The 24,230-nt window shown below is 67.3% G+C and carries 25 protein-coding genes and 1 tRNA gene; 17 read left to right on the top strand and 9 right to left on the bottom strand.

Annotated elements, in window-relative coordinates; translation table 11 throughout:
- Positions 1 to 180 precede the first annotated feature (180 nt).
- From ACLF6J_RS02700 to ACLF6J_RS02685, 4 genes are all read left to right on the top strand, one after another.
- Positions 181 to 693, top strand: a complete 513-nt coding sequence (locus tag ACLF6J_RS02700; RefSeq protein ID WP_134353682.1) for a single-stranded DNA-binding protein — start codon at positions 181 to 183, stop codon at positions 691 to 693.
- A 79-nt stretch (positions 694 to 772) separates the two neighbouring features.
- A complete protein-coding gene (locus ACLF6J_RS02695; RefSeq protein WP_194239225.1) occupies positions 773 to 1,261 on the top strand; it encodes a DUF6993 domain-containing protein in 489 nt (162 codons plus the stop codon).
- Between the two features lie 63 nt (positions 1,262 to 1,324).
- A complete protein-coding gene (ettA, locus tag ACLF6J_RS02690; protein WP_047523319.1) occupies positions 1,325 to 3,004 on the top strand; it encodes an energy-dependent translational throttle protein EttA in 1,680 nt (559 codons plus the stop codon).
- Between the two features lie 7 nt (positions 3,005 to 3,011).
- Complete coding sequence (locus ACLF6J_RS02685) at positions 3,012 to 3,497, top strand: acyl-CoA thioesterase (protein WP_131490980.1); 486 nt, start codon at positions 3,012 to 3,014, stop codon at positions 3,495 to 3,497.
- Between the two features lie 32 nt (positions 3,498 to 3,529).
- Here ACLF6J_RS02685 and ACLF6J_RS02680 read toward each other — a convergent pair whose 3' ends face one another.
- Positions 3,530 to 4,420: an acyl-CoA thioesterase gene (locus ACLF6J_RS02680; protein WP_134353683.1), complete on the bottom strand. Its 891-nt coding sequence runs from the start codon at positions 4,418 to 4,420 to the stop codon at positions 3,530 to 3,532.
- Positions 4,421 to 4,471: 51 nt separating this feature from the next.
- On the opposite strand from ACLF6J_RS02680, the gene ACLF6J_RS02675 reads away from it, so the two are divergent.
- Complete coding sequence (locus tag ACLF6J_RS02675) at positions 4,472 to 5,137, top strand: hypothetical protein (protein ID WP_134353684.1); 666 nt, start codon at positions 4,472 to 4,474, stop codon at positions 5,135 to 5,137.
- Positions 5,138 to 5,172: 35 nt separating this feature from the next.
- Here ACLF6J_RS02675 and ACLF6J_RS02670 read toward each other — a convergent pair whose 3' ends face one another.
- The 4 genes from ACLF6J_RS02670 to pepN form a co-directional block, all read right to left on the bottom strand.
- A complete protein-coding gene (locus ACLF6J_RS02670) occupies positions 5,173 to 6,837 on the bottom strand; it encodes an FAD-binding dehydrogenase (RefSeq protein ID WP_134353685.1) in 1,665 nt (554 codons plus the stop codon).
- Positions 6,834 to 7,283 (bottom strand): globin, encoded by a 450-nt coding sequence (locus ACLF6J_RS02665; protein ID WP_131490984.1) that lies wholly within the window; start codon positions 7,281 to 7,283, stop codon positions 6,834 to 6,836. The genes ACLF6J_RS02670 and ACLF6J_RS02665 overlap by 4 nt, the downstream gene beginning before the upstream one ends.
- Positions 7,280 to 8,353: a mechanosensitive ion channel family protein gene (locus tag ACLF6J_RS02660; protein ID WP_134353686.1), complete on the bottom strand. Its 1,074-nt coding sequence runs from the start codon at positions 8,351 to 8,353 to the stop codon at positions 7,280 to 7,282. The genes ACLF6J_RS02665 and ACLF6J_RS02660 overlap by 4 nt, the downstream gene beginning before the upstream one ends.
- A 146-nt stretch (positions 8,354 to 8,499) precedes the next feature.
- The gene (pepN, locus tag ACLF6J_RS02655; RefSeq protein ID WP_134353687.1) at positions 8,500 to 11,052 is read right to left on the bottom strand and encodes an aminopeptidase N; all 2,553 of its coding nucleotides are present in this window, start codon (positions 11,050 to 11,052) and stop codon (positions 8,500 to 8,502) included.
- Positions 11,053 to 11,198: 146 nt separating this feature from the next.
- On the opposite strand from pepN, the gene ACLF6J_RS02650 reads away from it, so the two are divergent.
- From ACLF6J_RS02650 to ACLF6J_RS02625, 6 genes are all read left to right on the top strand, one after another.
- A complete protein-coding gene (locus ACLF6J_RS02650; protein ID WP_134353688.1) occupies positions 11,199 to 12,383 on the top strand; it encodes a ferrochelatase in 1,185 nt (394 codons plus the stop codon).
- A 38-nt stretch (positions 12,384 to 12,421) separates the two neighbouring features.
- Positions 12,422 to 12,907 carry a ribose-5-phosphate isomerase gene (locus tag ACLF6J_RS02645; protein WP_047519663.1) on the top strand — a complete coding sequence of 162 codons (486 nt, stop codon included), beginning with the start codon at positions 12,422 to 12,424 and terminating at the stop codon, positions 12,905 to 12,907.
- A gap of 1 nt (position 12,908) precedes the next feature.
- Positions 12,909 to 13,907 carry an Fpg/Nei family DNA glycosylase gene (locus ACLF6J_RS02640; RefSeq protein WP_131490989.1) on the top strand — a complete coding sequence of 333 codons (999 nt, stop codon included), beginning with the start codon at positions 12,909 to 12,911 and terminating at the stop codon, positions 13,905 to 13,907.
- Between the two features lie 97 nt (positions 13,908 to 14,004).
- On the top strand, positions 14,005 to 15,489 hold the full coding sequence (locus ACLF6J_RS02635; protein WP_047519659.1) for an alanine/glycine:cation symporter family protein: 1,485 nt from the start codon (positions 14,005 to 14,007) through the stop codon (positions 15,487 to 15,489).
- Between the two features lie 40 nt (positions 15,490 to 15,529).
- Positions 15,530 to 16,171, top strand: a complete 642-nt coding sequence (locus ACLF6J_RS02630; protein WP_134353689.1) for an FMN-binding negative transcriptional regulator — start codon at positions 15,530 to 15,532, stop codon at positions 16,169 to 16,171.
- Positions 16,168 to 17,664: an amidohydrolase gene (locus ACLF6J_RS02625; RefSeq protein WP_134353690.1), complete on the top strand. Its 1,497-nt coding sequence runs from the start codon at positions 16,168 to 16,170 to the stop codon at positions 17,662 to 17,664. Before ACLF6J_RS02630 ends, ACLF6J_RS02625 begins: the two co-directional genes overlap by 4 nt.
- Positions 17,665 to 17,730: 66 nt before the next feature.
- Here ACLF6J_RS02625 and ACLF6J_RS02620 read toward each other — a convergent pair whose 3' ends face one another.
- Entirely contained in the window at positions 17,731 to 18,216 is a 486-nt protein-coding gene (locus tag ACLF6J_RS02620) for a Dps family protein (RefSeq protein ID WP_047519653.1), read from the bottom strand.
- 130 nt (positions 18,217 to 18,346) lie between these two features.
- Here ACLF6J_RS02620 and ACLF6J_RS02615 point away from each other — a divergent pair, with 130 nt between their 5' ends.
- From ACLF6J_RS02615 to ACLF6J_RS02605, 3 genes are all read left to right on the top strand, one after another.
- Positions 18,347 to 18,883: a gamma carbonic anhydrase family protein gene (locus tag ACLF6J_RS02615; RefSeq protein WP_134353691.1), complete on the top strand. Its 537-nt coding sequence runs from the start codon at positions 18,347 to 18,349 to the stop codon at positions 18,881 to 18,883.
- Positions 18,884 to 18,924: 41 nt separating this feature from the next.
- Positions 18,925 to 18,998: transfer RNA gene (locus ACLF6J_RS02610), tRNA-Ile, on the top strand.
- Positions 18,999 to 19,146: 148 nt separating this feature from the next.
- Positions 19,147 to 19,407: a DUF6458 family protein gene (locus ACLF6J_RS02605; protein WP_047519650.1), complete on the top strand. Its 261-nt coding sequence runs from the start codon at positions 19,147 to 19,149 to the stop codon at positions 19,405 to 19,407.
- A 41-nt stretch (positions 19,408 to 19,448) separates the two neighbouring features.
- Here ACLF6J_RS02605 and ACLF6J_RS02600 read toward each other — a convergent pair whose 3' ends face one another.
- The gene (locus tag ACLF6J_RS02600; RefSeq protein WP_047519648.1) at positions 19,449 to 19,766 is read right to left on the bottom strand and encodes a hypothetical protein; all 318 of its coding nucleotides are present in this window, start codon (positions 19,764 to 19,766) and stop codon (positions 19,449 to 19,451) included.
- Positions 19,767 to 19,940: 174 nt separating this feature from the next.
- Entirely contained in the window at positions 19,941 to 20,855 is a 915-nt protein-coding gene (locus ACLF6J_RS02595) for a helix-turn-helix transcriptional regulator (RefSeq protein WP_421076818.1), read from the bottom strand.
- A gap of 121 nt (positions 20,856 to 20,976) precedes the next feature.
- Here ACLF6J_RS02595 and ACLF6J_RS02590 point away from each other — a divergent pair, with 121 nt between their 5' ends.
- Positions 20,977 to 21,876 carry an alpha/beta fold hydrolase gene (locus ACLF6J_RS02590; RefSeq protein ID WP_134353693.1) on the top strand — a complete coding sequence of 300 codons (900 nt, stop codon included), beginning with the start codon at positions 20,977 to 20,979 and terminating at the stop codon, positions 21,874 to 21,876.
- Here ACLF6J_RS02590 and ACLF6J_RS02585 read toward each other — a convergent pair.
- A complete protein-coding gene (locus ACLF6J_RS02585; RefSeq protein ID WP_028501915.1) occupies positions 21,848 to 22,321 on the bottom strand; it encodes an Lrp/AsnC family transcriptional regulator in 474 nt (157 codons plus the stop codon). The two genes, ACLF6J_RS02590 and ACLF6J_RS02585, sit on opposite strands and share 29 nt — an antisense overlap.
- Positions 22,322 to 22,492: 171 nt before the next feature.
- Between ACLF6J_RS02585 and pdhA the strand changes: the two genes are divergently transcribed.
- Positions 22,493 to 23,608 (top strand): pyruvate dehydrogenase (acetyl-transferring) E1 component subunit alpha, encoded by a 1,116-nt coding sequence (pdhA, locus tag ACLF6J_RS02580; RefSeq protein ID WP_134354009.1) that lies wholly within the window; start codon positions 22,493 to 22,495, stop codon positions 23,606 to 23,608.
- 2 nt (positions 23,609 to 23,610) lie between these two features.
- A partial coding sequence (locus ACLF6J_RS02575) for an alpha-ketoacid dehydrogenase subunit beta (RefSeq protein WP_421076817.1) occupies positions 23,611 to 24,230 on the top strand: 620 nt, incomplete at its 3' end.

Below are 24,230 nucleotides of genomic sequence, written 5' to 3'. Positions count from 1 at the left end.
ATGACCGACCTCCGACATTCGATCTCCGCTCCGACACGCGGCCTGATCGGCCCTTTCTGCACTGACAGGCCCGGGACGCGATCGGTGCACGTTTCGCGTGATTCCGAGCTATCGAGTCGTGGTCGCGGATGCAGGCTGGAGACCCGGACGACACGCGTCCGGTCACCGGAAGGACAGGACATGATCGACACGCTGACCATCGTGGGAAGAGTCGCCACAGATCCGACGCAGGGCCAGACGGGCGGCGGTGTACCCGTGACGAACTTCCGTCTCGCGAGCACCCACCGGCGGTTCGACCCGGCGACGCAGGAGTGGACGGATTCCGGGACGAACTGGTTCTCCGTCGCGGCGTTCCGGCAGCTCGGTGAGAACGTGAGGGCCTCACTGCGCACCGGCGACAGCGTGATCGTCACCGGACGATTGAAGATCCGCGAGTGGGAGAGCAACGGCAAGCACGGCACGAGTGTCGATATCGAGGCCGACGCGATCGGACACGATCTGCGTTGGGGGACGACGGCGTATCGACCGCGCGCCCGCCCGACTGCGGAGCCGGGCCTGCACGCTGTCCACAGCGACCGGTCCATGTCGCCGGCCGAAGAGCTTCGAGACGACGAGCCCGTCGGCGGCGAGGAGATGACTCCGCTCGATCTCTCCTGGACGGAGTCGAGCGCCACGACGGAAGCGGTGCGGTGAGCTCGCACGTGACTCCCACGACGACGCGGGATCTCCGTGACGTACCGAGGCGCTTCGACAGGAGCCGTAGACTCGGCACGTGATTCGTCGAACGGTCTTCTCACCGGCGCGCACGGCCGGCGTGGTGGCTTCGGTCGCTGCCGTCCTCCTGTTCGCCGGTTGCGCGCCGACACCTGAGCCTTCCGCCTCTCCGACGGCACAGGTGTCGGCGGGCCCCACGCCCGTTCCCGAACCGGCACTGGTTCCCGATGGCACGGCAGAAGAGAACCTTCCTGTCTTCACGGCGGTCGCTGAGCGCGTGTGGGCGACCGATCAGCGTGGTTCCGGCCGCGCATACGTGGATGCCCTGGTCGAGGCCGGCTTCGATCGCGACGCCATGCAGGTGACTCAGGACCAGACGACGGTAGGCAATCCGGCGGAGAGCCTTCAGTTCTCCGTGCGGTGGGGTGATGAAGCCTGCCTGGTCGGACAGGTCGGACCGTCCACAGGTCAGGTCGTCGCGACCGTGATGCCGCAACTCGCCGAGGGGCGGTGTCTCGTAGGCACCACGCGCCCGATCGACTGGTGACGGGCCGAGGGGCCGGTAGGCTGGGGTGTCGATCTTCGACGCCAACAGAAGGAGCGGTTTTCGGTGGCTGAGTACATCTACTCGATGGTGCGTGCGCGCAAGGCGGTGGGCGAGAAGCTCATCCTCGACGACGTGACCATGGCGTTCCTGCCCGGAGCAAAGATCGGCATGGTGGGTCCGAACGGCGCCGGAAAGTCCACGATCCTCAAGATCATGGCCGGTCTCGACACCCCCTCGAACGGTGAGGCGAAGCTCTCCCCGGGTTATTCGGTGGGCATTCTGATGCAGGAGCCGGAACTCGACGAGTCGAAGACGGTGATCGAGAACATCCAGGACGGGATCGCCATCAAGGCGAAGCTCGACCGGTTCAACGAGATCTCCGCGCTGATGGCCGAGCCCGACGCCGACTTCGATGCCCTCCTCGCCGAGATGGGCACCTTGCAGGAAGAGATCGATGCCGCCGACGGGTGGGACCTCGACTCCCAGCTCGATCAGGCTATGGATGCGCTGCGCACTCCTCCCGCCGACGCCGCGATCGCCCCGCTCTCCGGTGGTGAGAAGCGCCGTGTCGCGCTGGCGAAGCTGCTCCTGCAGAAGCCCGACCTCCTGCTCCTCGACGAGCCCACGAACCACCTCGATGCCGAGAGCGTGCTCTGGCTCGAGCAGCACCTGCAGGCGTACAAGGGCGCGGTGATCGCGATCACCCACGACCGGTACTTCCTGGACCACGTCGCCGAGTGGATCGCCGAGGTCGACCGCGGTCGTCTCATCGGCTACGAGGGCAACTACTCGACCTACCTGGAGAAGAAGGGCGAGCGCCTCGAGATCCAGGGCAAGAAGGACGCGAAGCTCGCCAAGCGCCTCAAGGAGGAGCTGGAGTGGGTGCGGTCCAGCGCCAAGGGCCGTCAGACCAAGTCGAAGGCTCGCCTTGCTCGCTACGAGGAGATGGCCTCGGAGGCGGAGCGCACCAGAAAGCTCGACTTCGAGGAGATCCAGATCCCGGCGGGTCCGCGTCTCGGCACGGTCGTCATCGAGGCGAAGAACCTCAAGAAGGGATTCGACGGGCGTTCACTCATCGACGGGCTGAGCTTCAGCCTTCCGCCGAACGGCATCGTCGGCGTGATCGGACCGAACGGTGTGGGAAAGACCACGCTCTTCAAGACGATCGTGGGACTCGAGCCGCTCGACGGTGGTGACCTGAAGATCGGTGAGACGGTCAAGATCAGCTACGTCGACCAGTCTCGCGCCAACATCGATCCGAACAAGACGCTGTGGGAGGTCGTTTCCGACGGCCTGGACTTCATCACCGTCGGCAAGACGGAGATCCCTTCGCGTGCCTACGTCTCGAAGTTCGGCTTCAAGGGGCCCGATCAGCAGAAGAAGGCCGGCGTTCTCTCTGGCGGTGAGCGCAACCGTCTGAACCTCGCTCTGACGCTCAAGGAAGGTGGCAACCTGCTGCTGCTCGACGAGCCGACCAACGACCTCGACGTCGAGACGCTGAGCTCGCTCGAGAACGCTCTGCTCGAGTTCCCCGGATGCGCCGTGGTGATCACTCACGACCGGTGGTTCCTCGACCGCATCGCGACGCACATCCTGGCGTACGAGGGCACCGACGAGAAGCCCGACCAGTGGTACTGGTTCGAGGGCAATTTCGAGGCCTATGAGGAGAACAAGATCGAGCGCCTCGGACCGGACGCCGCGAAGCCGCACCGGTCGACGCACCGCAAGCTGACGCGCGACTGAGACCGCGATGTCTACGTCGCCGGGGACCCGCCTGCACATCCCGATCCACCTTCGCTGGGGAGATCTGGACGCCTTCAACCACGTGAACAACACCTCGATGCTGAAACTGCTCGAGGAGGCTCGCGTGCGGGCATTCTGGCGGGCGGGCCCCGGCGAAGAGGCGCCGTCCACGGCGGTGCTCGATTCCGGCATCGACGAGGGCATCCTGACCCTCATCGCCCGCCAGGAGATCGAGTATCTCGCACCGGTGCCGTATCAGCGCCGACCTCTCGAAGTCCAGATGTGGTTCGGCAAGCTCGGCGGCTCCAGCGTCGAAGTCTGCTACGAAGTCCACAACGACCCCACCGCCGCGCCCCGTCAGATCTACGCGCGGTCGACCGCGATCATCGTGCTCGTCGATGCGCAGACCGGGCGCCCGACCCGGCTCACCCCGGAGATGCGTGACGCCTGGGAGCCCTACGTGGGTGCATCTATCGAGTACTCCCACCGCTGAGGCCTGCGGAACAGCGCGAGACCGGTGCGGCGTCAGGCGGCGTCTTCAGGGACGCGAATCATGATCTCCTGCGCGACGCTCGCCGCAAGAGAACCATCGCGTGTGTAGATCCGTCCGGTGGCGAGCCCGCGGCCGCCCCGGGCGTTCGGGGACTCCTGGACATACAGCAGCCACTCATCCACACGGGCGGGACGGTGCCACCACATCGCGTGGTCCAGGCTCGCGACCTTCAACCCGGGCAACGCCCAGTACACGCCGTGCGCGCGGAGGATCGACTCCTGGATCGTCATGTCGCTGAGGTAGGCGAGCGCGGCGCGGTGCAGGCGCTGATCGTCGGGGAGTGGTGCACGCAGACGCATCCACACCGCCTGGCGCGCGACACGCTGGTCGTCACTCGGCAGATACAGCGGAGAGTCGACGTGCCGGATGTCGGCAGCGCGTTCGCTCAACATGCGCGTGGTGCCCTCGGGAAGGCCGTGAACGCGCTCCTCGTCCGGCGTGAGCTCCTCCGGGGAAGGGATGCCCTCCGGCATCGGCTCGGCGTGCTCCACGCCGGGATCACCGTCTTGGAACGACGCGATCATCGAGAAGATCGGCACACCGTTCTGATAGGCCTGCGCCCTCCGGGTCGAGAAGGAACGGCCGTCGTGGATCCGATCGACGGCGATCGTGATTCCCTGACTCGCGTCGCCGGGGCGCAGGAAATAGCCGTGCATCGAGTGCACAGCCCGGTCTTCGGGAAGTGTGCGTTCGGCGGCGAGGAGCGCTTGCGCGAGGACTTGACCGCCGTAGATGCGTCCGCTCGGCATGGGATGCGACGAACCCGTGAAGATGTCCTCCGTGGTCCGAGCCTGCGTCGCATCGAGATCGAGGATCTCACGCAGCCGCTCGACGGTCCGGACGGCATGGTCCTCCGCGCTCATATGTTCCTTCCCCGCGACCGCACACGCCGCTCCGTTGGTAGTTTAGAACGCGTGCCGCATCACCTCCTCCTCGCCGACCCGGACACCGCGAAGGATGTCCTCACTTTCGTCGGTCGAGCGACCCGGATCACGGACGACGGGGTGCGGCTGCAGGCAGCGAACGGCGTCCTCGCGCTGACCACCGCCGCGCTGGCGCCGCACGGTCTCTTCGACCAGACTCCGACGATCCTCGCCATGCGTATCGTGCATGCTGACCCTGAACTCCGCTGCGATGTCGTCGTGGATCAGCTCACCACGACGGACGAGCAGGCCCAGCTCGCGTTCCCGGACACGGGACTATCGCCCGCGTGGGCCGGCGTCGCACCGCCCCGCTCCGGATGGGAGCAGGCCTCCGCGCTCCGGGCCTTGACCATTGCGCAGCGCGCGCAGTGGGGGATCTCCGCGGTGGCTCGGGGCGCGGGTGCAGGATCGGGCGAGGAAGCCGTCCGGGCGCTTCGCGCAGCGATCTGGGGGGAACCGGATGAGGAGCTGGGCGGACTGCCGCGTGGCATCGCCTTCGCCGCCGACGCCATGGGTTTCATCTCCGGGGACGAACAGGTGCCCGTCACCCGGTCCGGTCGGTGGACCCGGCTGTCCTTCCGCCGCGGTCATGTCCTGGTGCGAGGGCCGATCGCCTCCGGACTCACGGGCGTCCGCGACACGGGCTCCGCAGGCTGAGACGTCGACGGCGACACGCGCGGCAGACCCGAGGATCAGCTCCCGGCTGCGGCCGCACGTCCGGCTGCACGACCGCTGAAGAGACAGCCGCCCAGGAACGTGCCTTCGAGTGCACGATAGCCATGGACCCCGCCTCCGCCGAAGCCACTCGCCTCGCCTGCGGCGAACAACCCGGGGATCGGTGCGCCCTGAGCGTTCAATGCGCGACCGTCGAGATCGGTGTTGATGCCGCCGAGCGACTTCCGCGTGAGGACGTGCAGCTTCACTGCGATGAGCGGGCCGGCGCTGCGCTCTTGCAGTCGATGAGGTGCGGCGGTGCGGATGAGCTTGTCGCCGCGATAGTTCCGCATGGACCGCAGCATCGCGATCTGTGCGTCCTTGGTGAAGTCGTTCTCGACCTCACGATCCCGGGCGACCACCTCCTTGCGCACGGCGTCGATGTCGAGCAGCTCTCCGCCGGGATGGCGCTGCATCTGCTCCAGGAGTGATTCGAGATCGTTCTCGACGATGAAGTCCTCGCCCTCGTCGAGGAATGACTGCACGGGACCTGTCGGACCCTTCGCGAGCCGTGATCGGAGCAGCAGCCCGACATCCTTGCCTGTCAGGTCGGGGTTCTGCTCGCTCCCGGACAGCGCGAACTCCTTCTCGACGATCTGCCGCGACGTGACGAACCAGGAGTGGTCGTGCCCTGTCGAGCGCAGATGCTCGAGGGTGCCCAAGGTGTCGAAACCCGGGTACAGCGGAACCGGCAGACGGCGTCCGGTGGCATCCAACCAGAGCGACGAGGGCCCCGGGAGGATGCGGATGCCGTGAGAGGGCCACACCGGGTCCCAGTTCGTGATGCCTTCGACGTAGTGCCACATCCGGTCACCGTTGATCAGCCGCGCGCCCGCCGCTTCGCTCACGCCGTGCATCGATCCATCGACGTAGGCCGGCACGCCGGAGAGCATGTGCGCGGGCGGCGCGCCGAGCCTCGACGGCCACGCGGCGCGGACGAGGTCGTGGTTGCCACCGATGCCGCCCGAGGAGACGATCGTGGCACCCGCTGAGATCTCGAACTCCCTGATGACCTCGCGGGTGGTCGGCTCACCCCGCTCCGCACCGCTCGATGCGAGGATGCTGCCGCGCGCACCCGTCACCGTGCCGTCCGTCACGATCAGTTCCGACACGCGGTGTCGAGGAAGCACGGTCAGGCGCCCCTCACGTTCGCCCTGTTCCACGGCAGCGGCGAACGGTGCCACGATCCCGGGTCCGGTTCCCCACGTGATGTGGAACCGTGGCACGGAGTTACCCGGGCCGATCGCGCCGTATCCGCCTCGTTCCGCCCACCCCACGACCGGGAAGAAGCCGACGCCGCGTTCACGCAGCCAGGAGCGCTTCTCACCGGCCGCGAACTGCAGGTATGCCTCGGCCCAGCGCCGTGGCCATTCATCCTCCGGGCGGTCGAAGGCGGCATTGCCGAACCAGTCCTGCGTCGCGAGCTCGAGCGAGTCCTTGATACCGAGACGCCTCTGCTCGGGGGAGTCGATGAAGAACAGGCCGCCGAAAGACCACCATGCCTGACCGCCCAGATTGGTGCGCGGCTCCTGATCGATCAGGATGACACGCCGCCCCGCATCCAGCGCCTCTGCGGCGGCGACGAGGCCGGACAACCCCCATCCGATCACCAGGACATCCGTGGACAGGGGCGTTGTCGTCATGAGTTCTCCGTTGATTCCTGACGTGAGCGGGTCTCGAGTGTGGGACGGTCGCCCGCTGCGGCGCCGATGCCCGACGGCTCGAATGTGTTCACCATGGCATAGGCGGCGCGCTCCAGGTAGTCCCACAACGTCGATTCGTGCAGGGGGGACAACTGCGCCTCGTCGACGGCGGTCCTCATATGACGAAGCCAACGATCCCGGGCGTCCGGGTCGATGTGGAACGGCATGTGGCGCATCCGGAGCCGGGGATGCCCGCGGGTCTCCCCGTAGGTCGTCGGTCCGCCCCAGTACTGCTCGAGGAAGAGGCGGAGCCGATCCTCTGCGGGCCCCAGATCCTCCTCGGGGTACATCGGCTTCAGCACGGGATCGAGTGCGACCTCGCGGTAGAACACGGAGACGATCCTGCGGAAGGTCTCGTGACCGCCGACCTCGTCGTAGAACGTCACTTCTGGGTACTCCCGTCATCGGTGGGCTTCTTGCGCCGCCAGATCCCGCGATCGGGGATGACGGGAACGCCGGTGACGGCGTTCGGGCGCGTCTTGGGCGGATTCGCGCCTCGCACCCGGCGTGCGCCGTCGAGGCCGGTGGGGACGACGTCGGCCATCCGCGGGACGCTGATCTCCTTCTCGAGGAGGGCCGCGCGCAGGCGGCGGCGCAGTTCTTGCGCCACATCGTCCTTCGCATTGGCTCGGGCCTTGATCACGATGCGGATGACGAGCGCGTCGCCGTCGATGGATTCGAGGCCCCACAGCTCCGGCTTCTCGATGATGCGGGTGCGCCACTTCGGGTCTTTCGCGAGTCCCTGTGCCGTCTCCAGCATGGTGTGTTCGACCAGGTCGAGGTCGGAGTCTGCAGGAACACCGATGTCGATGATCGATCGCGCCCAGCCCTGAGACATGTTCCCGATGCGGGTGACCTCTCCGTTTCGCACGTACCAGAGGGTCCCGTTGACGTCGCGCACCTGGGTGATGCGCACGCTGACGTACTCCACGACCCCGCTCGCCAGGCCGAGGTCGACCACGTCACCGATGCCGATCTGGTCTTCGGCCACGATGAACATGCCGTTGAGCACGTCTTTCACGATGTTCTGGGCGCCGAAGCCCAATCCGGCACCGACGGCGGCCGTGAGGAGCGTCAGGGAGCCGAGGAGCGACGAGTTCAGTGCATTGACGATGAGCACGATCGCGATGACGACCAGCATCACGTTGACGATGTTCTGCAGGATCGTGCCGAGTGTCCTGGTGCGCTGCACCAGTCGCATGTCTGCGAGCGGCGAGCGCTCGAGTGCTTGCGTGTCGTCGACCGAGGCCTTGTTCTTGGCGCTGTCGACGATGCGACGCACGACCCGTCGGATGATGAGACGGAGCACCAGGCCGATCACGATGCAGCTGCCGATGATGAGCGCGACGGTGAGCGCGTTCTTGCCGACCTGCGTCAGCCAGGCGAGCAACGCTTCCACCCCATCGGGGAGGGGCGTCTCCGCGGGTGAGTCGGTGTCGGCGAAGGGGAGGATCATCAGTCACGATCCTAGCGATCGGGGCTCTGCGCGGGCTGGGTGCGCGCGCCAGACGAAAACGGAGACCATCCGTCCCCCTGTCGCCGTGTCGGTGAGCGACACGCCGAGTGCAGGACGGATGGTCTCCGTTTCGGATGCGTCGGGGATCAGTCCTCGGCGTCGCGCGCCTGCGCGGCCAGCGCGCGCTCCACATCCGCCAGGTTCTCGAGCACGAGTCGGCGCAGAGCCGGCGCCGCGTCCTGGTGGGCGGAGAGCCAGGCGCGGGTCGCGTCGCGCAGCGCGATGTCGGCCAGCGCCGTCGGGAAGAGCCCGACGATCAGGTACTGCGCGATCTGATAGCTGCGCGACTCCCACACCGGAAGCAGCATGTCGAAGTACGCGGGGACGAATTCGGCGAGCACCGCCGTACCTGCCGGATGCGTGAACCCGAGCGCCGCAGAGCGGACGATCGTGTTCGGAGCGTCGTCACGCTCGATCAGCGATGCCCACGCCGCCTTCTTGGACGCCGAGTCGGGAAGGGAAGCGCGTGCCTGCGCGGCGAACTCTCCGCCCTTGGCCGTGTTGTCCGAAGCGAGGGCGGCATCGATCGTCGCGGCATCCGTGGCACCGATCGTGGCGAGGCCGACGAGGAGCTGCCAGTTCAGGTCGGCGTCGACCTCCAATCCGGGCAGGGTGTCCTCTCCGGATCGCAGTCGTCCGACGATGCCTGCGTGCTCCGGGGTGACCAGGGCGTTCGCGAACGCGGTGACGAACTGCAGCTGGCTGTCGCTGCCGGGCTCCGCCGCCTCCGCGAGGCTCCACAGGCCGTCGGCGACCTTGAGGCGGGCAGCCTCGCGATCAGCGGGCGCGACGTACAGCGTCGCGGCGGAGCGGAGCTGAGCGAGCGTGGTGCGCACGGTGGTCGACTCGGTCTCGCGGCCGATGTTGCCGAGCACGAGGTCGATGTACTCCGATGCACCGGTCTCGGCGTCGCGGGTCTGGTCCCAGGCGGCACCCCACACGAGCGAACGTGCGAGGGGGTCGTGGATGTCCGCCAGGTGCGCGATCGCCGTCGCGAGCGACTTCTCGTCGAGACGGATCTTCGCGTAAGCGAGGTCGTTGTCGTTCAGGAGGACGAGGTCCGGTCGGGCGAGGCCGTGCAGCTCGGGCACTTCGGTGCGGTCCCCGTCGACATCGACCTCGAGGTGATGCGTGCGGGTGAGCGAGCCGTCGGTCAGCGTGTAGAAGCCGATACCGAGGCGGTGAGGACGGATCGTCGGGTAGTCCGCGGGCGCGGTCTGGGTGATGGCGAAGCGCGAGATCGTGCCGTCGTCACCCTCGGCGATGACCGGCTCGAGCGTGTTGACGCCGGCGGTCTCGAGCCACTTCTTCGACCACGTGCTCAGATCGCGGCCGCTCGTGGCTTCGAGCTCCGACAGCAGGTCGCTCAGCTCGGTGTTGCCCCAGGAGTGCTTCTGGAAGTACTGGGATACCCCGGCGAAGAAGGCCTCGATGCCCACCCAGGCGGCGAGCTGCTTGAGCACGGAGCCGCCCTTGGCGTAGGTGATGCCGTCGAAGTTGACCTGCACGTCTTCCAGGTCGTTGATCTCGGCGACGATCGGGTGCGTCGAAGGAAGCTGGTCCTGGCGGTACGCCCAGGTCTTCTCCATGGCGTTGAAAGTCGTCCATGCCTCGGTCCACTCGGTGGCCTCGGCCGTCGCGATGGTCGAGGCCCATTCGGCGAAGGACTCGTTGAGCCAGAGGTCGTTCCACCACTTCATGGTGACGAGGTCCCCGAACCACATGTGCGCGAGTTCGTGGAGGATCGTCACGACCCGGCGCTCCTTGACGGCGTCGGTCACCTTGCTGCGGAACACGTAGGTCTCGGTGAACGTGACCGCTCCCGCGTTCTCCATCGCGCCGGCGTTGAACTCCGGCACGAACAGCTGGTCGTACTTGGCGAACGGGTACGGGACGCCGAACTTCGATTCGAAGTAGGCGAAGCCCTCGCGGGTCTTGTCGAAGATGTAGTCGGCGTCGAGATGCTGCCACAGGCTCTTGCGGCCGTACACGCCCAGCGGGATGACGCGGCCGGACGCACTCGTGAGCTCCGAGAAGGTCGACTCGTAGGGCCCGGCGACGAGGGCGGTGATGTAGGACGAGATCCGAGGGGTCGGCTCGAAGCCCCAGGTCGCGGTGACGTCGTCGTCGTGCACGATGGCTTCCGGCGTGGGGGAGTTGGAGATGACCTTCCACGCCGCCGGAGCGGTGACGGTGAACTGGAAGGTCGCCTTGAGGTCGGGCTGCTCGAAGACCGCGAACACACGACGTGAATCGGGGACCTCGAACTGCGAGTAGAGGTAGACCTCCCCATCGACGGGATCGACGAAGCGGTGCAGGCCCTCCCCGGTGTTCGTGTAGAGGCAATCGGCATCGACCACGAGGACGTTCTCCGCCTGGAGCCCCGTGAGCGCGATGCGCGAGTCGGCGAAGACCTCGCTCGGGTCGAGCTGCTCGCCGTTGAGGGAGATCTCGCGCACATCCCGGGCGATGAGATCGATGAAGGTGAAGCTCTCGGGCGTCGCGGTGAAGCGCACGACACTGCGAGAGCCGAAGACCTCGGCGCCCTTTGTCAGATCGAGGGCGACTTCATAGGACTGCGTGTCGATGACATCGCGGCGCTCCTGCGCTTCGATACGGGTGAGGTTCTCTCCAGGCACAGCTGTACTCCCAGGGGTGAGGGGATGTCACCGGGGCTGGGCGCAGTTGGCGCCGACGGCAACCATGACAGCCTACGCCAGAGCGGCGAATGTCCACCCGCATCGAGGTGGACGCTCCTACGCGGCGGAGGTGAAAGGATGGAGTCGTGACTGCGATCGAGCCGAATGCTGTTCCCTTTGCCTCGCCCGGTGCCGCCGATGGCGCACCGTACGTGACCACGCCCGTGGCCTATGACGCGATCCTCCTCGCGGGGTTCGGGGGCCCCGAAGGGCAGGAGGACGTGATCCCGTTCCTGCGGAATGTGACCCGGGGAAGGGGCATCCCCGACGAGCGGCTCGAAGAGGTCGCGCACCACTACCGTCACTTCGGTGGAGTGAGCCCGATCAACGGGCAGAACCGCGTGCTCAAGGAGGCCCTCCAGAAGGCCCTCGTCGAGCGCGGCATCGATCTCCCGGTCTACTGGGGCAACCGGAACTGGGCTCCGTATCTCGAGGAGGTCGTGAGCGAAGCCTCCGTCAACGGACACAACTCCCTGCTCGCCTTCGCGACGAGCGCCTACAGCTCCTTCTCCAGCTGCCGCCAGTACCGCGAGGACTTCGCTCGCGTGCTGGAGGAGACGGGTCTGGGAGAGACGGTCACGATCGACAAGATCCGTCCGTTCTACGATCACCCGGGCTTCGTCGAGGCCTTCGAGACCGGAGTGCGCGATGCGGTCGAGGGTTTCCTCGCCGAGGGCGTCGCGGCCACCGACATCCAGATCCTGTTCTCGACCCACAGCATCCCGACGGCCGATGCGGAACGCTCCGGAGCCCGCGACATCGAGTGGGGTGAGGGCGGCGCCTACGCCGCGCAGCACCTGGCCGTGGCCGCCTGGGTGATGGACCGTGTCCGCCGGACGGTACCCGGTGCGGAGGACGTGTCGTGGGAGCTCGTGTACCAGTCGCGGTCCGGGCCCGCCTCGCAGCCGTGGCTCGAGCCCGACGTGTGCGACGTCATCGCCGAGCTGCCGAGCCGGGGGCGCAAAGCCGTCGCGGTGGTCCCCGTCGGCTTCATGAGCGATCACATGGAGGTCCTCTGGGACCTCGACACCGAGGCGGCCGAAGCCGCGGAGGAAGCGGGCCTGTCGTTCACCCGCACACCCACCCCGGGTGTGTCACCTGCCTTCGTCGCGGGCATCGTCGACCTGATCGAGGAGCGTCTTCAGGGCCGTCCCAACGAGGACCGACCCCACGTGACGTCGCTTCCCGGGGCGTTCGACGTGTGCCGTCCCGGCTGCTGCGAGAACGTGCGCGCGGGCTTCAAGCCGGCAGCCGCAGGCCTCGTTCCCTGACATCCCGATCGCGATCCGGCACTTCTAGGATGGGAGCCATGCGCATCCACATCGCCACCGACCACGCGGGCCTCGACTTCTCCACCCAGCTCCAGGATCATCTGCGCGCTGCGGGCCATGAGGTCGTCGATCACGGGCCGATCGAGTACGACGCCGTCGACGACTACCCCGCATTCTGCATCCGCGCCGCGCAGGCGGTCGTCGCCGATCAGCGTGCGGGTGTTGACGCGCTCGGCGTGGTGTTCGGCGGCTCCGGGAACGGGGAGCAGATCGCTGCGAACAAGGTCGGTGGAATCCGCGCGGCCCTCGTGTGGAATCTGTCGACCGCGGAGCTCGCCCGGGAGCACAACGACGCCAACGTGATCTCGATCGGTGCGCGGCAGCACTCCTACGAGGAGGTCACGTCGTTCATCGACCGGTTCATCGAGACGCCGTTCTCCGGTGACGAGCGCCATGTCCGTCGCATCGGTCAGATCGCGGACTTCGAGCGCGACGGGTCGCTTCTCCCGGATCCCCGGGCCTGACATGCCCGAGGGGCATTCCGTCCACCGGATCGCGCGGCAGTTCGATCGGAATTTCGTCGGCAAGACGCTGAGTGCATCGAGCCCGCAGGGACGATTCGCCGAGGGAGCCGCGGTCCTCGACGGGCGGGCGGCGGTGAGCGTGCAGGCCGTCGGGAAGCAGATGTTCCTGGAGGCGGAGGGGGACATCTGGCTACGGGTGCACCTCGGTCTCTACGGGGCCTGGGACTTCGCGGGCGAAATCCTCGTCGACCCGACCATCGCGTCGGCCAACGGTCGGATGGGGCAGACGAACCAGCGGGGAACCGTCCTGGATGAACCGATCCTGGACGACGCGGGGGAGAACTCGCTGGCGTCGATCGGAGCACCTCGTCGCACGCGGGTCCACGTGCGCATGTCGGAGCAGACCAAGGGGCTCGCGGACGAGGGGCTGGAATGGCCGCCTCCGGTCGTCGGGCAGGTGCGTCTGCGCCTCATGACGGACATCACCGCCGCGGACCTGCGCGGACCGACCGCCTGCGTGCTGCAGTCGCCGGAGGAGATGCTCGCCACGATCGCGAAGCTCGGTCCCGACCCGCTGGTCGGCGATCCGGTGGAGAACGAGGAGCGTTTCGTTCGTGCCGTGCGGAAGAAGTCGACAGTCATCGCGCTGCTGCTGATGGACCAGTCGGTCGTGAGCGGTATCGGCAACGTCTACCGTGCCGAGATGCTCTATCGCCAGCGGTTGAATCCGCACACGCCGGGGCGAGACGTTCCGGAGGAGATCGTCCGGGCGCTCTGGCACGACTGGGTGCGTCTGCTCGCCATCGGCGTCGAGACCGGGCAGATGATGACCATGGACGGTCTCACCGGCGAGGACTACCGGGCGGCCATGGCCAACCGTGACGATCGGCACTGGGTGTACCACCGGGCGGGGCTTCCCTGCCGGATCTGCGGTACCGAGATCGCTCTCGAGGAGATCGGCGCGCGCAAGCTCTACTGGTGCCCGCGCTGCCAGGCGTGAGGTCGGTTCCCCGGACACGCGGGTGGGGGTCCGCTCCGGTCCGCTTCCTGTGAATATGGTGACAGCGTCGAATACGCCGACACCGACAGGAGCCGACATGGATCTCACCAACCTCCAGACAGTTCTCGAGACCGTGAGCGGATTCATCTGGGGACCGTTCTTCCTCATCCCGTTGCTGCTGGGCACGGGTCTGTACCTCACCATCCGATTGGGAGGCCTGCAGTTCGTTCGGCTCGGCTCGGCGCTGCGACTCGGACTCTTCACGCGCAACGACCCCGGCGCCGATGGGGACATCTCCCAGTTCCAGGCCCTCACGACGGCCCTCGCCGCCACGGTCGGCACGGGGAACATCGTCGGCGTCGCGACGGCGATCGGTATCGGTGGTCCTGGCGCTCTCTTCTGGATGTGGATCACCGGGCTGCTCGGCATGGCGTCGAAGTACTCCGAGGCGTTCCTCGGCGTGCGCTTCCGCAAGACCGACGACGCGGGGGAGAAGTCCGGTGGCCCCCAGTACTACCTCGAGCGCGGCATCCGGGGTCCCTTCGGCAAGGTCCTGGCGCTCTCCTTCGCCGTGTTCGCGGTGATCGCCTGCTTCGGCATCGGCAACATGACGCAGGGCAACTCGATCGCGCAGAACCTCCAGGCGAGTTTCGACGTGCCGACCTGGGTGACGGGTATCGTCCTCACCGCCTTCGCCTTGGTGGTCCTGGTGGGCGGTATCAAGTCCATCGGGCGTGTGACGGCAGGCCTGGTGCCGATCATGATCATCTTCTACGTGCTCGGCGCCCTCTACATCCTCATCGCGAACGTGGGGGCGATCCCTGCCGCGTTCGCCCAGATCTTCTCCGAGGCGTTCACCGGCACCAGCGCTGTGGGCGGTTTCGCGGGGTCCGCGATCATCATCGCCGTTCAGTTCGGTGTCGCACGCGGCATCTTCTCGAACGAGTCCGGAATGGGATCCGCGGCGATCGCCGCGGCGGCCGCGAAGACCAGCCACCCGGTGCGGCAGGGTCTCGTGTCGATGACGCAGACGTTCATCGACACGATCATCGTCGTCACGTGCACCGGGCTGGTCATCATCTCGACCGGCACGTGGAAGGAGATCGACCCTGAGACGGGCGAGCAGCTGAGTCCCGCTCTCATGACCGGGGCGGCGTTCTCCCACGGACTCCCCGGGGACTGGGGACACATCATCGTGACACTGGGGCTGGTGATGTTCGCCGGCTCGACCATCCTCGGATGGTCCTACTATGGGGAGCGCAACGTCGAGCGACTCATCGGCCGACGCGCCGTCATGCCCTTCCGGATCATCTTCTCGCTCGTCGTGTTCATCGGGTGCACCGTGCAGCTCGGCGTCGTGTGGGCCTTCTCGGACGCGATGAACGGCCTGATGGCGCTGCCCAACCTGATTGGTCTCCTGCTCCTCTCCGGCCTGGTGGCGAGGGAGACCAAGAAGTACCTCGACAACGATCCGAAGCTGCGCGCGGATCGCGCGCAGATCGATGCCTTTATGGCCGGTACTCCGGGGTGGGAGGAATGGAAGACGCAGGCGATCCCTGTGGTCGGGCGCCGTCGACGCTGACGCGGCGAGTGGCTCGATGTCGCGGCTCTAGGCTATTGGCATGCGACAGAACCCCAGCTTCACCCTGGCGGATGTCGACGAGATCCGCCGTGTGATCGACGCCCATCCGTGGGCCACGATCATGAGCGCGGGTGAAGGCGGACTCGTCGCTTCCCACTATGCGGTGCTCCTCGACGAGGGGCGCGATGACTTGACGATCGTCGGGCATGTCGGACGGCCGGACGATCTGATCCACGGCATGGGGGAGCGTGAGCTGCTCGTCGTCTTCCAAGGTCCGCACGGATACGTGTCCCCGGGGTGGTACGGCGATGTGCCGACGGTTCCCACGTGGAACTACACGGCCGTCCACCTCGCAGGCGTTCCCGAGATCCTCGATGCCGAGGAGAACCTCAGGGTGCTCGATAGCCTGGTCGCTCGATTCGAGTCACGCATGCCGGACCCGAGGCTGATGTGGGAGCGGCCGAACGACGCCGCTTTCGTGGAACGTCTCGCCGCGGGAACGGTGGGCTTCCGGCTCGTGCCGACACGCGTCGTCGCGAAGCGGAAGCTCAGCCAGAACAAGCCTCCGGAGACCATCGAGACGGTGATCGCCGCGCTCGACGCGGAGGGGCCCTACTCGAACCCGGCTCTGGCCGCGGAGATGCGGCGCGCGCAGGACGCACGCCCCGGAGGAGCGCAGTGACCGAACGTGGAACCGCGATCAGCACCGTCCGAGCCGCGCGGATCGCGGGTCCGGGGCGCGAGTTCCTGATCGACGATGAACCGGTCGACATCCACATCGCCGACGGGCGCATCGTCGACATCGCGCCGACCGGAGCCTTGCGTGCGGGGGGAACGGTCATAGATGTCGAAGGCGCATGGGCCTTGCCGGGATTGTGGGACAACCACGTCCACACCGTTCAATGGGCGTTGACGTCGGAGCGGGCACCGCTCGGGCATGCCCGGTCGGCTGCCGAGGCCGCGCGGGCGATGCGCGATGTCGTACCGCTGGCGGACGGCCGCCGTGTGGGGACCGGCTTCCGCGATGCTCTGTGGCCCGATCGGCCGACGCAGGAAGTCCTCGATGCCGAGACCGGCGCGGTGCCGACATATCTCATCAATGCGGACGTCCACAGCGTGTGGCTGAACAGCGCGGCCTTGGCCCGGGAGGGCTTCCGGAGTGCCGATGGGATGCTCCGGGAGACGGAGGCGTTCGAGATCTCCCGACGCCTCAACGCCGTTGAGGCCGAGCACGGCGATCAGGCGATGGAGCGTGCGGGACGGCAGGCGGCCGCTCGGGGCGTCACCGGACTCGTCGACTTCGACATGGCGTGGGGCGCGGAGGCGTGGCCTCGCCGAGTTCGGAACGGATTCGCCTCCCATCGCGTCGAGTTCGCCGTCTATCCCTTCGACCTCGATCGGGCCATCGAGGCCGGCCTCCGTACCGGTGACGTCCGTGAGGATGTCGACGTCCCCGAACGCGGGCGTGGGCTCGTGCATGTCGGATCGTTGAAGATGATCACCGACGGCTCGCTGGGTACGCGCACAGCTGCGTGCTCGCACCCCTATCCCGGTGATCCCGACAACTTCGGGATGCTGACCGTGCCGGCCGAGGAGCTGGTCTCCCTGCTGACACGTGCGACGGGGGCGGGATTGGCTGTCGCCGTGCACGCCATCGGCGATCGTGCCATCACCAACGCCCTGGATGCCTTCACGACGACCGGGGCTGTCGGTTCCATCGAACACGTGCAGTTGGTCCGTCACACGGACCTGGCGCGGTTCGCGCGCCTCGGCGTGATCGCCAGCCTCCAGCCGCAGCATGCCGTCGATGACCGGGATCTGGTGGAGCGGCATTGGGCTGAGCAGACGGCGATCGGATATCCGCTCGCCTCGCTGCACGCGGCCGGGGCGGAGCTGCGGTTCGGCTCGGACGCGCCGGTAGCGGCTCTCGATCCCTGGCATGCGATCTCCGCGGCCGTCTCCCGCACGGACGACGACCGCGCGCCCTGGCACCCCGAGGAGCGGCTCGGTGTCGAGCAGGCCATCGATGCGAGTGTTCGGACCGCGCTGCGCCCCGGCGAGCCGGCGGACATCGTCGTGTGCGGTGCGGACCCGCTCACGGCGAGCGGCGACACGCTGCGGCGGATGCCGATCAGCGCGACCCTGCTGGCGGGAAACGTCACCCACTTCGGATAGTCCGAAGTCGAACGCCGAAAGGGCCGGCCCTCCGATGACGGAGGACCGGCCCTTCCGGACGACGGGTCAGGCGGCGATGTGCGAGAGAAGGAACCAGCGGTCCTTCTCGAGGCCGCGCTGGATCTCGATCGCGACGTCCTGGCTCGTGAGGTCGACCTCGTCGAGGCCTTCGACGGCGGCCTTGACATCGACGAGGATCGCATCGATGTCGGAGATGACCGCACGGATCAGCTCGTCGGACTGTGTGAAGCCCGCCGGAACCGACGTGGCTCCCGCCTTGTCGGCGACAGCGCTCACACGGGCGTCGATCGGAAGACCCAGGGCCACGATCCGCTCGGCGGCGGTGTCGGCGAAGTCGCCGGCGTGGGCGACGATGGTGTCCAGCAGCTCGTGGACGCCGACGAAGTTCGCGCCGCGGACGTGCCAGTGGGCCTGCTTGCCGTTGACGGTCAGGGCCTGAAGGCCGAGGACGACGGGGGAGAGGAACTGGGCCGCCCCCGCAGCCACGGTCGGGTCGATGGCGGTGGTGGAAACGGTCTGTGCCTTGCTCATCCTGTGCTCCTCCTGGAACGGTTCTCTTACCTGATGAAGACAACGCTACTCAGGCTCAGACATTCCGCAAGCAAGCTGAGGCTCGGCTCACTTCCCTGTCATTCCGCGGATCTGAGGGTAGTCTCGCCTCATGACCATCGCCGTGGAAGCCTCCCTCCTCGCCCTGCCGAACAGCGCGCCGTCGGTCGATTCCACGGCATTCGTCGCCGCGGGGGCGCGCATCATCGGAGACGTCTCGCTCGCTGCAGGATCCAGCGTCTGGTACAACGCCGTGCTCCGTGGCGATTCGGCGGAGATCGTCATCGGCCCGGGGTCGAACGTGCAGGACAACGTCTCCGTCCATGTGGACGGAGGACACCCGGTCATCGTCGGTTCGAAGGTGTCGATCGGACACAATGCCGTGGTGCACGGCTGCACGATCGGCGATGGATCGCTCGTCGGCATGGGGGCGGTGATCCTCAGCGGTGCGGTGATCGGCGAGGGGTGCTTGATCGCCGGCGGCGCGGTCGTCCTGGGTGGGACGGAGGTCCCCGCGGGCTCACTGGTGGCCGGTGTGCCTGCGAAGGTCCGCCGTGCGCTCAGCGAGGAAGAGCGTGCGGGCCTGATCAGCAATGCCGACGTCTATCTGGGACACTCGCAGACGCACTCCGCAGCGACCTCTGTGTGACCGCTGCATGACCTCGCACAACGATAGGCTGAGGTGCGTACGGGGCGGTGGCCAAGCTGGTTAAGGCAGTGGGCTCATAACCCAACGATCGCGGGTTCAAGTCCCGCCCGCCCTACTCTTCGATCCCGAGGCGAGATACCTGCGTTCGTGAGACGAACACGGGCGCGCCCGGGCCGATCCGCCGCTGTCAAGCCCCTCCCGCGCGGGACTCTGCCACGCCATTCTTCGACGGAGCGGCATCGCGTCGCAGAACGGGAGAAACCATGAGCATCGGCAGCGGAATCGCGCTCTTCGTGATCGGAGCAATCCTCGTCTTCGCGGTGAACGTCGACATCCAATGGGTCGACCTCGACATGGTCGGGTACATCCTCATGGGCGCCGGAGTCGTCATATTCCTGATCGGAATCGTCCTCCTCGCCCGTCGTCGTCGGACCGAGACCGTCTCACGCACCTTCGTCGACCCCGCGACGGGGGAACCGACCACTCGCCGCTCCGTCAGTTCGAGTGGCGACGAGGCGGTCTGAGCAGGACTGACGGTTCCGGGTGGTCGAGCCATCCGGAACCGTCAGTCGGCAGCGACGCTCTCGAGGTGCTCCTCCACGAGGAGGATCCCTCCACTGGAGCTGGCGGAGTGAGCGAGGTCTTCGATCCACTTCCGGCTCAGCTCCGGGGACTCGGGCTCCTGGAACACGAACCGGAGCGGGATCGAGGGGTGCAGCCACAGAGTCGAGCGTCCGGGTGCATCCCCTTCCGGGTGTCGCCACGAGAGGGTGAAGCTCTCGTTGCGGCGGAGTTTGGTCGCGATGACGACCTTCAGGTGCGCGAGCGCGCGGTCGTCGATCTGGATCGGAGTCTGGGCGTCGCCGTAGTAGAGACTGCCCATCAGCGGGCGGAGGTTTCGATGTCAGAGCGGATCTGGACCATGGGGACTCCTCGACGGTGTGCGCGACAGGCCGGGAGGGTGCTCCGGGTACTTGAACTCTAACCACACGGCGGCGAAGCGACGGGGGCGGGAGATCGACTCGCCGTCGGATACGAAAAGATTGTTCGCCCCGTGTCACGGTCCCGTGAGCGACGGTGTGTTGCCGTACGCCTCACGGTAGGCGGCACTGAACCGCGAGGAGTTGCTGAAGCCCCAGCGACGGCAGATCTCCGTGACGGAGCGACCGTTGCCAGCGTGGAGATCACGCCGGGCGCCGTCGAGGCGTGCGCGACGCAGCGCTTCCGCAGGCGTGATGTCGAGCGCCCGACGGAATGCGTACTGCAGACCCCTCGTCGAGATGAACGACGCCGCGGCGACATCGTCGATGGTGATCGCACGATGCGCGTTCTCGTCGATGTACGCGAGCGCCCTCCGGACGGCTGCCGGTGCCGCGGCGCGCTGGGCAGGGCGATCGAGATACTCGGAGAACGTCGTCGGAAAGGTGGCGAGGGTCATCATCAGGACGTGTCGTTCGAGCTCGGCGATCAGGAGCGGCTCTGCGGCCTCGTCGCCGAGGGCTCCCTCGACATAGGAGAAAGCCCTCTCCCAGCGCTGCGCGGCGACGGCGGAGGGGGGAGCGAATCCCGTGGTGCGCAGCTTTCGTCCGTCGACCCCCGTGATCTGTGCAGCGCGGGTCTCCGCGGCGGCGCGATCGATGACGAACGCGCGGACTCGTGCAGCGCGATCCCATCTCGCCTCGACGCGGGTGCCGTCCGAGATCCACGGTCGCCCCGGGTCGAGCGAGTGGCGAGCGGACCAGACTCTGGCGTCGGGTGCGTCGACACGGCACACCAGCAACTGGTCCTGCGGTTCGGCGAGGGAGTGGATCTGTGCGGCGAGTCGGTAGTTCACGACAGCGACGCTGTCGAGGGTTTCGGAATGCCAGTCGAAGCGGAAGTGGCGAGGGTCGGCGTTCTGCAGCGACGACGAGGGGACGAACTGGTGCCACGTGGACTCCACCTGTGCGATGTCGGTGGATGTGAACTGCATGGCCGTGCTCCTTGTTCCTCGCGCTGCGATCCCACTCGGCAGCACATCACCAGGAGCGTATAGCACCGTGTCTGATCGTTTCCGGGTCGGGCAGACGCACGTCGACTCGTAGACTCGGATCATGACCGTGCCTTCCCCGTATGCAGACCGCCTGCGTCGCCTCCCCGTGCAGCGACACGAGGTCGGGGTGCGGGGTGCGACGACCGCGTACTGGGTGTATGGGCCCGAGGATGCTGCGACCACCGTCATCGCCGTGCACGGCTTCCGCGGCGAGCACCACGGCCTCGAACCGGTGTTGGCCTACGTTCCCGAAGTGCGTGTGATCGCCCCTGACCTCCCCGGTTTCGGCGAGTCGGCACCGTTGCCCGGGCGGCGGCATGACCTGGACGAGTACGCCGGTTGGCTCACGGACTTCGCGGCCACGGTGGCGCCGGGTGCCGTGATCCTCGGGCACTCGTTCGGTTCGATCGTGACGGCAGCGGCCGTCGCGCGAGGTCTGGGCACTCCCCGGCTGATCCTGCTGAACCCGATCGGTGCTCCGGCGCTGGAGGGCCCCAAAGGTCTGATGACGCGCCTTGCCGTGCTCTACTACGCGCTCGGTGCCCGTCTTCCGGAGCGGCTCGGAACCGCGCTGCTGCGCAACCGCGTCATCGTCCGGGTGATGAGCATCACGATGGCGAAGACGAAGGATCCCGCGCTGCGCCGGTTCATCCACGACCAGCACGACACCTACTTCTCGCGCTTCTCAGACCGCGACGTGCTGCGCGACGCCTTCGTCGCGAGCGTCTCGCACGACGTCCGGGAGTTCGCGCCCGAGATCGATGTCCCGACCCTGCTCGTGGCTGCGGAGCGCGACGACATCACCCCGATCGAGGCCGAGCGGAAGCTGGCGAAGACCTTCCCGGATGCCGAATTGGTCGAGATCGCTCACGTCGGTCATCTCATCCACTATGAGACGCCTGCCGAAGCGGCGGGTGCGGTGCGTCGCTTCCTCAGGATTCCCGTCGCGCGAGGCCGATGAGGCCCGCGACGCGGAACGGGATGACCTCGCCCATCGCGAGCGAGGTCTCGGTGCGTTCCACCCCCTCGATCGACAGGATGCGGGCGTCGGTGTCGAAGAGATGGCGTGCATCGCGGCATGCGACCCGCGCGAGCAGATCGATCGACCCGCTTAGTCCGTGCGCCTGGACGACCTCGGGGATCCGCGCCAGTTCGTTGATGATGCGGGGGAGTTCCGTTTGTCGCACGCCGATGCTGACGAACGCCTGAAGCGGGAAGCCCAGGACGTCGGGCGAGAAGGACCGCTCGTAGGAGAGGAAGATCCCGCTCTGCTCCAAGCGCGCCATCCGCGCCTGGATCGTGTTGCGTGACAGCCCCAGATTCTCCGCCAACGCCACGATCGTCGTCCTCGGGTCGTCGGCGAGAGCAGCGAGGAGTTCGAGATCGATACGGTCCAGTCCGGGCATAGTGCCAAACCTTAGCAGCATCGCCCCCGCGCAAATTGAGCAACATGCTCAAGCCGGGTTCGAATGCTTGAGCGAGGTGTTCAGCGGACGTACTCTCGGACCATGCCGGTGATGACGCCGGCATCACCGCGCGGAGCCTCACGAGGGCCGCCGAGGACGAGGAGGACGATGATGTCACCGCAGATCACCCCCATCGCAGACACCGCCCAGGACCTGGAGCTCTCCGAGCGCATCCTGGCCCCGGACGGAAGCCGTGTCGCGAACCCTCGGTTGGACCCGTTCGTCTCGGACGTCGATGCCGAACAGCTGCGCTCTCTGCTCCGCGACATGGTCATCCTCCGCCGGATCGATGCCGAAGGCGTGGCGCTCCAGCGGCAGGGCCAGCTCGGTCTCTGGGCTCCCTGCCAAGGCCAGGAGGCCACGCAGATCGGCACTGCCCGGGCGATCGCGAAGGACGACTTCGTGTTCCCCAGCTACCGGGAGACCGGCGTCATCTACGCGCGCGGCGCAGAGCCCGGTGACTACGTGCGCATGTGGCGCGGTGAAGAGGGGGCCGCGTATGACCCCGCTGCACTCGGCGTTGCTCCGTTGCAGATCATCATCGGCGCGCAGACGCTTCACGCGGTCGGTTACGCTCTGGGCATTCAGCACGACGGTGCCGACGAAGTCGCGGTGACGTACTTCGGAGACGGCGCGACCAGCCAGGGCGATGTGAACGAGGCGATGATCTTCGCCGCGTCCTACCAGGCACCGGTCGTCTTCGTCTGCCAGAACAACCACTGGGCCATCTCGGAGCCGGTCGCGGTGCAGTCCCAGTATCCGATCGCCGGGCGGGCGCCGGGGTTCGGCATCCCCAGCGTCCGCGTCGACGGAAACGATGTCCTCGCCTGCATGGCGGCCATGCGCTGGGCGCTCGATCACGCGCGCTCCGGCAAGGGGCCGGCCTACATCGAGGCGGTCACGTACCGCATGGGTCCGCACACGACGGCCGACGATCCGACGCGGTACCGAGACCAGGACGAACTCGAGTCCTGGCGCCGCCGCGATCCGATCGCGCGGCTGGAGGCACACCTGCGCGCCACCGGAGACCTGACGGACGAGGATCTCGCCGAGACTCAGGCGGCCGCCGACGTCATCGCGTCGGAGATGCGGGCGGCGTGCCTGAACATGGTGACGCGCCCGCCGCTGGCCGTGTTCGATGGGGTCTACGCCGATCCGCACACCGGGCTCGAGCGCCAGCGCGACGAGTACGCGGCGTACCTCGCGACCTTCGAAGGCGAGGTCTGAGCATGACCGAACTTACGCTCGGAAAGGCCCTCGGCGCAGGACTCCGCCAGGCGATGCGCGACGACGACAAGGTCGTGCTCCTCGGCGAGGACATCGGGAAGCTCGGTGGGGTGTTCCGCATCACCGATGGGCTCCTGGACGAGTTCGGCGCCGCGCGTGTGATCGACACCCCGCTGGCGGAGTCCGGCATCGTCGGTACAGCGGTCGGGCTCGCGTTCCGCGGCTACCGCCCGGTGGTCGAGATCCAGTTCGACGGCTTCGTCTACCCGGCCTTCGATCAGATCGTGGCGCAGGTCGCGAAGCTGCACTACCGCACGCAAGGGCGCGTCAAGATGCCCATCACCATCCGGATCCCGTGGGCTGGAGGCATCGGTGCGGCGGAGCATCACTCCGAGTCTCCGGAAGCGTACTTCGTCCACACCGCCGGATTGCGCGTGATCGCGGTCTCGAATCCCGAGGACGCGTACCGCAGCCTGCGGCAGGCGATCGCCTCGGATGATCCCGTGATCTTCTTCGAGCCGAAGCGGCTCTACCACCACAAGGGAGAGGTCGACCTCGACGCCCCCCTCGCCGACGCACCTCCGATGGGATTGGCGCGTGTCGTCCGTGCCGGCACGGACGC

This window comes from Microbacterium sp. IO18, from assembly GCF_049099505.1.
Taxonomy (GTDB): domain Bacteria; phylum Actinomycetota; class Actinomycetes; order Actinomycetales; family Microbacteriaceae; genus Microbacterium; species Microbacterium aurugineum.
Note: the sequence above shows the minus strand (reverse complement) of the source record. Positions and strands in the feature narration are given on the sequence as shown.